At 45.1% G+C, this 13,195-nt stretch carries 13 protein-coding genes and 1 riboswitch; all 13 genes read right to left on the reverse strand.

Annotation, left to right across the window (positions count from 1 at the left end):
- Positions 1-117: 117 nt before the first annotated feature.
- The 13 genes from QNH28_RS28525 to QNH28_RS28585 all read right to left on the reverse strand — a co-directional run bounded on the left by QNH28_RS28525 (position 118) and on the right by QNH28_RS28585 (position 13,169).
- Positions 118-1,101 (reverse strand): potassium channel family protein, encoded by a 984-nt coding sequence (locus QNH28_RS28525; RefSeq protein WP_349655023.1) that lies wholly within the window; start codon positions 1,099-1,101, stop codon positions 118-120.
- Between the two features lie 212 nt (positions 1,102-1,313).
- The gene (locus QNH28_RS28530; protein ID WP_042192771.1) at positions 1,314-1,706 is read right to left on the reverse strand and encodes a DUF350 domain-containing protein; all 393 of its coding nucleotides are present in this window, start codon (positions 1,704-1,706) and stop codon (positions 1,314-1,316) included.
- Positions 1,703-2,296 carry a signal peptide protein gene (locus QNH28_RS28535; protein ID WP_283912287.1) on the reverse strand — a complete coding sequence of 198 codons (594 nt, stop codon included), beginning with the start codon at positions 2,294-2,296 and terminating at the stop codon, positions 1,703-1,705. Before QNH28_RS28535 ends, QNH28_RS28530 begins: the two co-directional genes overlap by 4 nt.
- A gap of 39 nt (positions 2,297-2,335) precedes the next feature.
- Complete coding sequence (locus QNH28_RS28540; RefSeq protein ID WP_283909490.1) at positions 2,336-3,538, reverse strand: glutathionylspermidine synthase family protein; 1,203 nt, start codon at positions 3,536-3,538, stop codon at positions 2,336-2,338.
- Positions 3,535-4,221 carry a hypothetical protein gene (locus tag QNH28_RS28545; RefSeq protein ID WP_283909491.1) on the reverse strand — a complete coding sequence of 229 codons (687 nt, stop codon included), beginning with the start codon at positions 4,219-4,221 and terminating at the stop codon, positions 3,535-3,537. The genes QNH28_RS28540 and QNH28_RS28545 overlap by 4 nt, the downstream gene beginning before the upstream one ends.
- Positions 4,222-4,248: 27 nt before the next feature.
- On the reverse strand, positions 4,249-4,464 hold the full coding sequence (locus QNH28_RS28550; RefSeq protein ID WP_042192779.1) for a hypothetical protein: 216 nt from the start codon (positions 4,462-4,464) through the stop codon (positions 4,249-4,251).
- Between the two features lie 67 nt (positions 4,465-4,531).
- Entirely contained in the window at positions 4,532-5,887 is a 1,356-nt protein-coding gene (locus QNH28_RS28555) for an MFS transporter (protein ID WP_283909492.1), read from the reverse strand.
- 86 nt (positions 5,888-5,973) lie between these two features.
- On the reverse strand, positions 5,974-7,014 hold the full coding sequence (locus tag QNH28_RS28560) for a CdaR family transcriptional regulator (RefSeq protein WP_283909493.1): 1,041 nt from the start codon (positions 7,012-7,014) through the stop codon (positions 5,974-5,976).
- Positions 7,015-7,162: 148 nt separating this feature from the next.
- Positions 7,163-8,311 (reverse strand): glycerate kinase family protein, encoded by a 1,149-nt coding sequence (locus QNH28_RS28565; RefSeq protein WP_283909494.1) that lies wholly within the window; start codon positions 8,309-8,311, stop codon positions 7,163-7,165.
- A 34-nt stretch (positions 8,312-8,345) separates the two neighbouring features.
- Positions 8,346-9,644, reverse strand: coding sequence for a GntP family permease (locus QNH28_RS28570; protein WP_283909495.1), 1,299 nt, complete (start codon positions 9,642-9,644; stop codon positions 8,346-8,348).
- Between the two features lie 214 nt (positions 9,645-9,858).
- Positions 9,859-11,178, reverse strand: coding sequence for a nucleobase:cation symporter-2 family protein (locus QNH28_RS28575; RefSeq protein ID WP_283909496.1), 1,320 nt, complete (start codon positions 11,176-11,178; stop codon positions 9,859-9,861).
- The gene (locus QNH28_RS28580; RefSeq protein ID WP_076284939.1) at positions 11,172-11,786 is read right to left on the reverse strand and encodes a xanthine phosphoribosyltransferase; all 615 of its coding nucleotides are present in this window, start codon (positions 11,784-11,786) and stop codon (positions 11,172-11,174) included. Before QNH28_RS28580 ends, QNH28_RS28575 begins: the two co-directional genes overlap by 7 nt.
- Positions 11,787-11,957: 171 nt before the next feature.
- A riboswitch (purine riboswitch) is annotated at positions 11,958-12,061 on the reverse strand.
- A gap of 160 nt (positions 12,062-12,221) precedes the next feature.
- Positions 12,222-13,169 (reverse strand): sugar-binding transcriptional regulator, encoded by a 948-nt coding sequence (locus tag QNH28_RS28585; RefSeq protein ID WP_283909497.1) that lies wholly within the window; start codon positions 13,167-13,169, stop codon positions 12,222-12,224.
- Positions 13,170-13,195: the final 26 nt, after the last annotated feature.

Below are 13,195 nucleotides of genomic sequence, written 5' to 3' on the forward strand. Positions count from 1 at the left end.
GTAAAGTAAATATTATCATGTATCTCTTACCCTTTAGGAAAGTTTGGCAAACAAAAAAAAGCGGAATTCCGCGAAGCCATCGCTCCCGAAAATCCGCCTATTCCATCTAGTTCTGACCTAACCCTTAATCCTACGATACGTCGCTTCATCGGAAACAACATACAATCTAGCATCCTTAGGAATAGCCTGATCCAGCTTTCGATTGATGCTAAGATCGCTACGATCTGACAACAAGGTTGCGCCTTGTAAGAGCAGGTTCTGAAACGCGTCTCCATAGGTCTTCCAAGTAGTATTCACTGGAATTTCATAAATATCATCACCATATTTACGGCTCAGCAGCTGTGTTATTACTTCAGAATTCCCCTCTTGCAGAGCGGATCGAACAGCCAGTCTGGAGATGGCATCATGAGAGAGAACGAACTCATTCACCTGGACATGCCTGAAATTCTGAATATTCTTCTCTTGCATAATTTCTACAGTCGTATGTACTTGTGGTGCAATGCGCTCAATGCTAGAGGCAATTAACAAAGATTTGCCGTCGATCAGCGACGCTTCATCAATCCGAGTATCGCCGAACACAATGGCCGCTCTAGCTTCATGGATATTAGCCTTAAGTAGAGTCTCATCACTGGAGGCATCGCCACTTATAAAGTGGACTTGATCCATATGCTCCAAAGGATGACTTCCTGACTCATCCATGATGACAATATGGCATTTCGGCGAATAGCATAGAATCTCATCTATAGCAGCTTGTGCTTTCTTACTCCAATTAATTAAAATCACATGATCTTTCCCCCGGAAGCTCAATGTTCCTGCTCCTCTCCTTCTCTGCACCTCCGCAATGGAGTCAATGACCTTACCAATAACCAAGCTGAGGAGGCCGATACCAAAGATATAAAGAAACATGGTAAACAGCTTTCCAACTACGGTCTCTGCAAAATAATCTCCATACCCTACTGTCGCCATCGTTGTCATAACCCAATAAAAAGCATTAAACCAGCTATGAAACGTACCCGGCTCAATCAAGTAAGCAGTCGATGCACTAAGAAGTATAAAGATCAAAATAATTAGCCCTATCGACCGTTTGCGTAACCGCATCATCTTGGTGGAAATTCTCAGAAACAGATGCATCTTCCCACCCCTTCACATCAAGCTAAAACACCTTAGGCGCCTTTAAGGACGGTAAGCGTCTATGCGAAAAATATAAGGATAATGTATAACGTAAAACTTATACTTTCTTATATTTTCAATCAGGCTGCCGCTCGATGGATGAATCGGGGCAACCTTTGTCTTTATCCTATTTCAAGTTGAAACTAAACAATCAAACTGCTAATCGCAAATGCAGTCCCAATAAACACCAAGCAAAGCATAGTGCCTACAGCCACATTCCCTTTCTCCAGATGCTCTGAAATCTTAAAGGTTGGGGTTGCCAATTCAAAGATCCAATAAGCCGCTATCAAGCACACATAACCTACCGCAAACCAAATGATCATGTGCAGAATGGAGGTATTCGTATATGCCGCTACGCCAATAATAATAGCCGTTGCCAGGAACTTTCCGCCTAACGCCAAAGCTACAGCCACATTGCCTTTCTTCAGCTCCTCCATATCTTTAAACGGAGTCATCAAACCAAAAATCACCATGCCTAAGACTTGCAAAAGAATAATCACAAACACACTCACAACCAAATTAACCACCATCGTCACTTCGCCCACCCCCGAAATTTCGCATAAGCCGAATCATAGTCGGCAAAATCATGTACTTCCTCAAGGACTACGGAAGCGGTTTTCTTTTTCTCTAATGCGGTATAGCGTTCATCATCAATCGGCTGCTTAATCCGATTACCTGAAGGGAGCTCAAGCACCGCAAAGTTTCTTGTCTTATCCTTATACTTAGTCTTGTATACTCCTACAAGATCAACATCAGTGGTTACCGATACTTTAAGATTGGTAAGATCCTCTGCTGCCGTTTTTTCATCTGCATAAGACTTAATCGTGCTCCATGAAGACAGACGAACTTCATTCTTCTGATCAGCATCCGTGATTAACTCGGCGTCCATGAACTGAAGTGTCCAAATTTTATCACCAGTAGCATAATTCCCATCATTCGGGAGCAGTTCATTATCCGGCAAAACCGTCATGTCACTCCCAATTAAATCCCCTACGGTACTCTCTACCACCCGGTAGTCCCACGGTACCCGTGCTACACTATCTGAAGTTTGAGCTGTTCCTGAATCAAATGCACTACCCTGATTACTGGAACATGCGCTTAGCAACAGTACCGTCAGAAGCATCATACATAAGACTCCAATTCGGGCTTTCTTGCTCTTATCCAATTATCTCACTCCCAACGCAATAAAATGACTGGCATTGCCTGTAATCAATCCGCCCGCTCGGCCGAGCATGCCACAAGGCTTCCCGTTAATCACGAACATGCCTGTCAGCAGATGAAATTCACCCTCTGATGTCGTTATCCGTGCTAAATCGGCTCTTTTTTGATACACAGTGGGGAAGAGCTGACTACTATCATAACCGTCTTCATCTTCAAGCTCTAGCGCACCGCTATCATCAAACATGCGCACCGAACCCCCTTCACGACCAAAAACAGATTTGGACACAAAGTTGCCTGAGAATACAGGCTTATTATAAGTAGGCAAAATATAGCGCGAGATCGTCTCTCGCTCATCCTTGTCGAATAGCAGGCCCAGCTCATACATTCCCCACACCGCTGCAACCAGCCCCTTGGACTGGAGCAATATACTGTGAGGGCCGTTAAAGAGCTGAAGATTCCCTTGCTCCACCGCATAGGCGAGGGCATCGCCGCCTTCATCCACAGCCATCCACTCTTTAGGATATAGAGCGAACATCCGCTCGATCACACGGTCCTCCCCATCCTTGAGAATTCCGTTGTCGACCCACAGATCAAGACAATCCACACACTGGATATCGAGACCACTGTGCTTCACTAATGCTTCTATTGTACCTGAATCTTCAAGATGAGATCCATAAGCCACACAAGCTGCGGTATCTGGACGTTCTACCTGCCAAGCTGCCGCAACTTGTTCCTTCATCCCTTGATTTGGACTCTGCACACCAGCTTGCTCACAGATCCAAGGTGTAGCTATCGATGCCTCCACATAACCTGTTGGGGTATCCGCATTCAGTTCGAGCAGCTTAATCGTCCCATCATGGGCTATGGCAAAGTCGAATCTGGCATACCGACTAATGAGTCCTTCTTCTGGCATTGGGCACCCATCAAGCATCTCCCAGAGCACAGAAGGAATTCCAAGCAGTTCATACAAATCACGCTTTAGATGTACATAGCGAACCGCTCTATCGAGGATAGCCCAGAGTTTTGATGAGGCTTCTTCAAGCTCCTTATAAGTGTCCCTGCGCATTACAGCAATAGCATCCAACCAGTACTCTTCATCCTCAAGATCCGCCCAAGTGAACCCAAGCTCATACAACGCTTTGACCCGCGGACCTCTCTCAAGCTCAGACTGATCTAGAATTTCAAATACACTCTGCTGCTCACTCATCCGCCAAAACCACTCTTGCTTGAGCCTGATCTCGAAGAGGATTTCGAGCCTGAGCTAGATTTAGAGTTCTTCGAAGAGTTTAATCCGCTGGAAGTGCCACCGATTCCGTTCTTTGAAGAAGAACCTCTTCTCGTAATGGAGCCTGTGGAGGAAGTCGATGTTTTGGGCTTTACAACAGAACCGGGAACCTTCTTATTCTGGAACTTCTCACTGCTATAGGTAGGCGGTTTATAAGTTGTTCTGGTGCCTCCATAATAAGTTGGACGGTCCTTAGACCATCCTCTGGAAGAGTAATTGCCACCACTGTTAAACAGCATGTGATACAGCAGCAAGTCATCCCAACCAAAGCCTGAATGATATCCACCATAGTTATTCACTACCGTCGTTCCATTATTGGTTACAACACCTTGCCCTTCCTCTTCTACCTCTTGTGCATCATCCGGATATGGAATATTCCAATCCACATTTTTATCAAAATAGGCTTTAACCTCTTCGGTAGACCAGGACACTAGCTGTGGTTCATCTCCAGAAGTATTTGCACTAGCCCCTGCGCCTCCAGGAATAAACATAGCATTCGCTAACAAAGCTATGCCTAGCGAAGTAGATAATACGCGAATGGGCTTACCATCAGAGGTGAATAATTTGGATACCGCTAATTCCTTATCCTTTTCATCTTTAGACATCGTAAGGTTCTCCTTCCCTTATCTCAATCATTCGTTGTGCATCGGAACAAGCAAAAGCTCCAGCTTGCCTTCATCTACATTCAGCCGTCCTTCAACCGTTTCATACTCAACACTGCCAACGACAATATAATTGACATGCTCTAGTGCTGCGATCATATTCATGCTCCAAGTGCGTTCCTCAATGACTCGCAGCCCGCCTTCCGGCATTTTTTCAAATAAGATTACATTCATCCCATTGTCCATTATTACCATTCCTTCCTTAGTTCTGCTATAGCATCTGATACGTCTTTAATACCTTTTCGTTTCAGTTCTAAGCATGCGTAGACTGCCCAGCTTTACTCTTGGCGTCAGAACGTCTATATAAGAGCAGAATTCCTAACGAACACAAGCTGACGAGGAGCAGTACGCCGTATACATGCTGATATGCTTTTGCAGGAGAGATATCACGCTGAGCATGTAGCAAAAGTCCGCAGACTGCGACTGATACAGAACCTCCAAAGAATTGAACCAGCTGTAAAAGTCCCATGCCAGAACCAATCCAAGTCCTTGGCAGAACTATAGAAGCTTCATTGTTTAAAGATGCCATTGTAGCTGAGAAGGCGGGAGAGAAGCATAGATAACCCAGCATTAGAACCACAGGTGATACAGAAAGATTCAGGGCAAACACAGCCATAACAGCTGCAAGGATACAATGTCCAATCACTAAGAAGCGTATATTACCGTACCGATCAATAAAACGCCCCACATAACGAGTCAAAAATGCAGATAATAGTGCTCCTGGTGCGATAAACAAACCAATCATCAGCGCTGATTTATCGAACAGATTTGCGAGTGCAAGCGGTATCAAGAACAAGTTCCCTAAGTTCAGCACCAGAATACAAAAGCCTATGGCAACCAGCTTCAAGTATCCCGGCATGGTAAGTAGCTGTGGATTAATAAATGATTCCTTGACCTTCTTCAGATGTACGGCATGCACGATAATAGACGCTACACCCAACGCTAGCCATATAAGCGACTGAGTAGTTACAGCTACCAGCAGACTTGCCGCATTTACAACAGTCAGCGCCGCTCCCAGGATGTCAAAGCTTGCAGGCTGTGGCTGTTCCTTAGGCAATAACCGTAGCAGTACGGGCAGCACGATAAGCACAAGGCAAGTAATGCCAAACAATCCGTTCCACCCAAAGTACTGACTGATAACACCTCCGACAATAGGACCCAAGCCAAAGGCCATTGCACTACCGGCCGAGATCATCGCAATAGCAGCGCCGCGTCTTTCAATCGGAACGTAGCGACTGGCGAGTACAAGCCCCAATCCAGCCATGGATCCGGCACCCGCAGATTGTAAGATTCTCGTAATCAATAGCATATTAAAGTCATGTGCGAACAATCCAACCACTGATGCTGTCCCAAGTGTAATTAAGCCGATGGTCAAGAGCTTACGAATCGGCACCAAGTCGGATAACCGGCTATAAATAACCGTCGATAATGCATATCCAATCGAATAGCTGGAAATGACCCATGAGCCTAGGTCAGCAGAAATTTGGAGATCCTGAATAATCGTTGGAAGCGATACATTAAACATTGTTGTGTTCATCACTACAATAAAGAGGCACATCGTCCATAATGGCATGACTATTTTATCATTCATTACTGCTTTCTCGTTCATTCCTGTTCCATCCCTGTCCTAATTTATCTATACGTTCCAAACTAATTTTATGCCTATAAAAAGAGGTTGGCAATTAGAATAAGGAATTACTTGCGCCACATCAATCCACATATCAGTTCGAACAACTCTATATAGTTGCGTGGATTTTTACCCGTCAATGTATGAATGCGGTTAAGTCGGTAGTTCAGTGTATTTCGGTGAATATTCAACTTTTGTACTGTTCGATTATGATCTCCATTCTCCGTAATAAATACTTGCAGTGTTTCAATCAGACCCGTCTTGTCTCCCGACTGATCCAGAAAAGCATAAATCACACCAGGCCGTTCATCGCCTTCATAGTCATAGGATAAATGTATTAGAAATCTCAGTTCTGCATAGGTGTATAGCTTTTTGAGTGGATCAACTCTACTGCCAATATGAATGGCCGCCTGTGCCTGTTCCAACGAATAAGCCGCTAGCTCCTCTGCCTCACCCGAGCCAATTCGTCCCACATCACTGCACGCACTAAGTTTTCCTATCAGCTCTTTATAGAGAAACCCGTCTGTGATGAAAAAAACTGCCTTATCATTCTCCAAATTCCAGTAATGCGGATAGGATCTAAATACGTTTCTGAACTCTTTCCCATTCACGTCTCCATCTACCAAGATGGCCCAGCATTTCTTCTTGAGATCAAGTCCATAGCTACTCGCCCGCTCTAGAAATTCAAGATCATATGCTCCTTTGCGATAAGACAATTCATGATAAAATTTCACACGCTTTACTCTGTCATCCTGTTCCTGCTTATTCCTTGCCTCCTGCTCTATAAGTAAAATGGTAGTAACCCTGACTAGCTTGCTAAACGGCCTAACCACATCCGGATGTCCCGTAATGCCTACCACACCCAAAACTTTATGGTCTATAATAATGGGTTCATTCACCCCTGGCTTCATGCCAATACCATCCTCGTACACTTCAAAGACATGCCCACTTTGAATAGCTATTCTCGCTCCCTCATGTAAGGTTCCAACCCGTTTCAGATCTCCACTCCCTACAATAAAGCCGTTCTCATCCATAACATTAATGTTATATGGAACTACGCTCATCATTTCCTGTGCAATTTGTCCTGCGAGTGATTTCGATATCTTCATCTCTTTACCTCCTGCTCCCGTATATTCTACTCAGAAATCCTCTTCCTTAAAAATAAACAAGAAGAAACGGTTGTCGTCCTTAAAAGACGATAACCGTTTCTCGTAGAATATAAGGATGATGCAATCTCTCCGTCGCTCTCTATAATGATCAGCCTTGTTTCAGCATGACTAACCGGGCCACGTTCTCAGCGGATCTTTCCAGATTCTCCTGCCCTTTCTTCAAGGCATCCTCCAATGTAGCCGCACCGGGCATAATGCCGAAAATAGCATCGATTCCTTTATCATACAGCACTTCTGTCTGGTCGCCGATCCGTCCCGCGAAGGCCAAAACGGGTTTATTATATTTCTTAGCGACCTGGGCAACGCCTAGCGGTGTCTTGCCATATTGGGTCTGGAAGTCGATGCTTCCTTCCCCGGTCCACACCATATCAGCCTGTTGCACCTTTTCTTCAAGTCCGGTGTAGTCAATGACAAGCTCAATGCCCTTTTTCAACACCCCGTTTAAGAACACTACCAGTCCTGCACCAAGTCCACCGGCTGCACCCGCTCCAGGCATATCCATAATATCGATTCCTAGCTGTTCCTTGATGACACTCGCATAATGCTGAAGATTACTGTCGAGCTGTTTGATCATCTCTGAAGATGCACCCTTTTGCGGACCAAATACGTTAGAAGCTCCCGTTGGACCACATAATGGATTCGTAACATCACAGGCCACTTCAACCTGCACATCCTTCAGGCGAGGGTCAAATTCACTCAAATCTATACTTGCTAATCTGCCAAGCTCACCGCCGCCAAATAACAGTTCATTCCCCTCTTCGTCCAGAAGTCTGCCGCCTAGCGCTTGAACCATCCCGGCGCCTCCATCATTAGTGGCACTACCACCGATGCCAATTAGCAGTTTGCTGACACCACGGTCGAGACAGGCCTTGATTAATTGTCCTGTTCCGTAAGTTGTTGTAATCATAGGGTTACGTTCCTCAGGCGATACCAGCTGAATGCCGCTCGCGCTGGCCATTTCCAGTACACCTGTCAATCCATCACCTGTAATTCCGTAGGATGCGCTAACTTCATTGCCGAGAGGGTCTTTAACTTTAGTAATATATACGGTACCCTCGGTTGCATCGACCAAGGACTGCATCGTTCCTTCGCCGCCGTCCGCCATAGGTACATGAATACAATTTATATTAGAATTCACTTTATGAATGCCTCTTTCCATGGCTTCACAAGCCTCTTTAGCTGTCATGCTTTCTTTGAAAGAATCCGGTGCCAGTACGATAACCAGGTCTTTTTTCATAGAATATCCGTCCCTTTCTAGTTAGAGATAATCATTATAGGATGAAGCCGTATAATATAGTAGCGACGATAGCCATCGTCAGACCCACGAGACTTTCATAAGGAATCAGTGACATCCGGTCCTTGATGTTCATCTTAACGGATTCTGCAGTGACGTGGAAGAAGTTACCATGTGGCAAATGGTCAATCACTGTAGCCCCGGTATGCACCATAATCGCCGCATTAAGTGGCGCTGTGCCCATAGATAGAATAGCGGGGCCGAACGATCCGGCAGCCACAATAGACGCCGTAGATGTGGACGCTGTAGCGGCCGCCATCAAGATACCTGCAATCGGAGCTAGGATGGTTCCGGAGATTCCCATAGCTGTAATTGCATCAACAACCGTAGCACTTAAGTCAGACTTTGAGATAATACCAGCGATGGCACCGGCACCAATCAGGATAATGGCTGTACCCGTCATTTTGTTCAGACCGGATGTTGTAAAGGAAATGATGTTCTTCGTCTGTTTCATAGCAATCAGTCCAATAATACCGGCAAGAGGCAAGATGATCATAGAATCGACTTTAAAGGATTTCAGCAATTCGATATTCAGAATGTTTCCGACTGGATTAATGGCCAGAAGCAAAATAGCGACAACCGGAGCGACGATAGCACGGCCAAAGCTTGGTTTAACCTTAGTAGCATCTTCCTCTTTCGTTACAACATCGCCGTCTGCGATTTTCACACCTTTGTTGACTAGGAGATTAGCAATAATAACAGTGACAATCAAACCCGCAATGGCTGGGATGAATCCATGGATCATGACCTGAGCCAAATCTACATCAAAGCCCTTCGCTACGGCGATCGTGTTTGGGTTTGGAGAAATAATATTACCTGCTTTACCGCCACCAACCAGAGCGAGCAGTAAGGCTGTTTTGGAAATACCGATTTTTTTACCCACCGACAAGGCAATTGGAGCGACGATAATGATCGCTACCGTGATGAATACACCAACTGCTGTAATAATCATAGTAGCTAATGCTATAGACAATAAGGCTTTCTTTTCGCCAAGCTTGTCTACAATAGTCTCGGCCATTCGTTCAGCTGCGCCTGATTCAATCAGTACCCCCGCCAGCACACCAGCCGCGAGTACACGTACAACTGCACCCATTACACTATTCGTTCCATCGATAATGTACTGCACCGTTTCTGCAATAGAAGCGCCGCCCAATATCCCACCGGCAATCGCGCCTAAAAAGAGTGCGTAAACCGGATTAACCTTTTTGAAAATCAATACTACGGCTATTATCAGTCCTGCAACAGCGCCCATCCAGTTAATTACTGTGCCTTCCATCTCTAGTTGCCCCCTTAATATAAAAGTATGACACTATAAAGTGTGTGTTTTGATAACGCTTTCTAAACTGAGTATACTGCGCTTACAAACTCAATTATATTGACGGGACAACCTATTTTTTTGTGCATATGCACAAGCTCTAAGTATGAAAAAAAAGGCCAAGCTTAGGTTTATACTTCACCCAGCTTGGCCTTTTATCATGAAACAAATACGTTTAGGAAACTTGAGATTCCTTAGCAAGAACAGGTACGGTGTTATCCTTCACCTGCACATCATCCTTTGTCTTGGAGAGGACAATGTTCAGCACAATCGCTGTAAGCGAACCGGATACGATACCGTTCTGCAGCAGCATCCGAGCAAATTCAGGCAGCTCTGCGAACATTGCAGGAAGTGTTGCTGAACCTAAGCCAACAGCGATACTGCATGCAGCAATCAGTAGATTACCGTCCTTACGCAGATCCACATCGGATAGAATGGATATTCCGGAAACAGCAACCGATCCGAACATAACAATCATCGCTCCACCAAGTACGGCATTCGGTACGATCGTCGTCAAAGCAGCCAGCTTAGGCAATAGTCCTAATACAATCATGATCCCGCCAGCGGCAAAAATAACGTTACGAGTCTTAATACGAGACAGCGAAATCAAACCCACATTTTGAGAAAAGGCCGTGTATGGGAAAGCATTAAAGATTCCGCCCAGCATAATGGCTACTCCCTCAGAACGTAGTCCGTTTACGATCTGCTTCTGTTCAACTTTTTGATCAATTACTTTACCTACTGCAAAATAAACCCCAGTAGACTCCACCATACTAACAATATTAACGATGATCATAGTGAAGATTGCAGTAAGACTGAACTCAGGCCATCCGAAGTAGAACGGCTGTGCGATGCTCACCCAAGAAGCGTCACCTACCGTAGAAAAGTTAACGATACCCATTCCATAAGCAATAGCCGTACCTACCACAAGACCTACCAAAACTGAGATCGAGCGCAGGAATCCAGTGGCGAAACGGTTAACTGCTAAAATGACAAGTAGTGTAATCAGTGCAAGCAACAAATTGCGGGGTTGTCCAAAATCAGCGCTGCCTTCTCCGCCAGCAACGTTATTCATGGCTACTGGAATCAGAGATAGCCCGATAATGGTCACGACAGAACCCGTTACAATGGTCGGGAAGAACTTCAGCAGCTTCCCATAAAGCGGGGCCGCAAGAACAACGAACAAACCGGAAATAATAATCGCACCGTACGCAGTCGCCAGATTATGTGTTGAGGCAATCGCAATAATCGGACCAACCGCTGTAAAGGTACATCCAAGAATAACTGGGAGTCTGCTACCAAAATACTTGGTGCCCATAATTTGCAGTAATGTAGCCAATCCGCAAGTGAACAAATCAGCTGCGATGAGGTAGGCCATTTGAGTCCCATTTAGCTTCAAGGCGCCCCCAACAATCAGCGGTACAATTACTGCTCCTGCATACATGGCTAGTACATGCTGAAGACCTAACGTAAATACCTTTTGCTTGCTTAACATCCCGCACTCTCCTTGATTTTCTCTAATGAGCTTTCGTTATCAATGAAGTGAATTTCACCTGGTGACATAGATGCAATACGGGCCAAGGCATGGACTTCTATGCCTCTGTTCTCCAGAAGGCTCCGACCTTCCTGGAAGCTCTTTTCAATGACACAACCGACGCCAAGGAGCTCTGCTCCCGCCTCTTTCACGATATCAACCAGTCCCACAAGTGCAGCACCGGTAGCGAGGAAATCATCCACAATAAGCACTTTGTCATCCGGTCCAAGATATTTCTGAGAGACACTGACCAGATAATCCTCTTGGCGAGTAAAGGAATGTACAGGCGCTGAGTAGACAGCCTCTGAGAGCGTTACTGCTTTCTTTTTCTTCGCATAAACAAACGGTACACCTAATGCAATCGCAGTAGCCATGGCGAACTGAATCCCACTAGCTTCAATAGTAATTACTTTCGTGATCGGTTGATGACCGAACAACTTTTTGAACTCCTGACCGATTTGCAGCGCTAGCTCCGTATCGACCTGATGATTCAGAAATGAATCTACCTTCAGTACCGTATCTGATAAAATAAGACCCTCTTGTCTAATGCGCTCTTGAAGTACTTTCATCGTGAACTAATCTCTCCTCTTCATTAAAAAAACAAAAAAAGGACAAATCCCTTGAGTCGTTTCTCTCAAGTGAATCTGTCCTTCTGGGCTTTTGTCCCTTAGTGGTGTAACACTACATAGTGTCCGCATCGCTCGGTCCAGACCTTTCCTCCAAAGAAGAAAGCGGAACCCTAGATGCGCTATTTCACTCATAGTCGGATAATTACGATGGTTATCCGGTAGAAACTTATGGGCCATATCCCCAAGATTATATGAGTTGACAAGCATAATGTATAATATGAAACTTATAATTTCTTAAATACTTATAAATGTTCGGTATGAATACCTTGTATATCTTACACGCTCTGTCTGGTGCTTACAAGCAAAATTTTTAGTATTTTGCATACCATTTTCAGGTTATTTTCACGAAATTCAATTGTTTACATTTAGTAGTGGTTACTCCAAGATCTTCTGCGCCGTTTCTTCGGTCGTTACGAGCACATTCATATACCCGCCATTTAGCGCGCCCAAGATCCCCGAAACCTTCTCCAGCGATTCCGCTACACCAATAGCGTACCTCGCTCGCTTGATCTGCTCCAGCTCAATGGTCAACGTTCGGTCCGATATTGCTGTGCGTACAGGCAATCCATTGCCGTCATAAAAACGCGAGCAAATATCACCAGCTACTTTCCCGTTCTCCAGCTCATCAATCACAGCATCGCCATAAAATCCGCGCCATGCCTTTTCACCTTTGATTTCGGGTGATCCGATCCCGAATATAGCAATATCCAGCTGATCCCATGCCTTTGCAATGGTCTGATAATACTGCGAACGCATCAGCTGATCTCTGGTTTCCTTTTGTTCCGTGATGGCAGGGACATCAATCATTAATGAGCGCGCACCCCACTTTAAGGCAGCTTGATAGCAGATATTATTGACATGGTATCCACTCTCCATCTTTCCGGATGGACCACCCACCGTAGGAACACAGGTTACAAAAGGCCTCTGTGCGAGGGTCAGATTATCTACAACGGCAGCTAAGCTGCTTCCCCAAGAGAAGCCTATCGTATCTTTCGGCTGAATCACTTGTTCCAGCCATCTTGCACAAGCCTGTCCAATGGCTTTACGTTTGATCACCCCAGACTGAGCCGGATCTACCTCTACAACAATGGCTTCCTTCAGCCCAAACCTTTCCTTCAGCTCCTGCTCCAGTGTGCAATGATCTCCAATTTCGTAATTGATAGTGATCGTAACGATGCCTTCTTCACGGACTCTCTTCAGCATCCTACTAATAGTGGTGCGATATATGCCAAGTTCATTAGAAATTTCATTTTGCGTTAAATTCTGCTCATAATACATTTGTGCAATCTTAATGAGCAGCTTCTTGTCTTCTTTTCGATCCATGATAGAACTCCTCGCATTTTTCAAGG

This window comes from Paenibacillus sp. G2S3 (assembly GCF_030123105.1).
Classification (GTDB): domain Bacteria; phylum Bacillota; class Bacilli; order Paenibacillales; family Paenibacillaceae; genus Paenibacillus_AQ.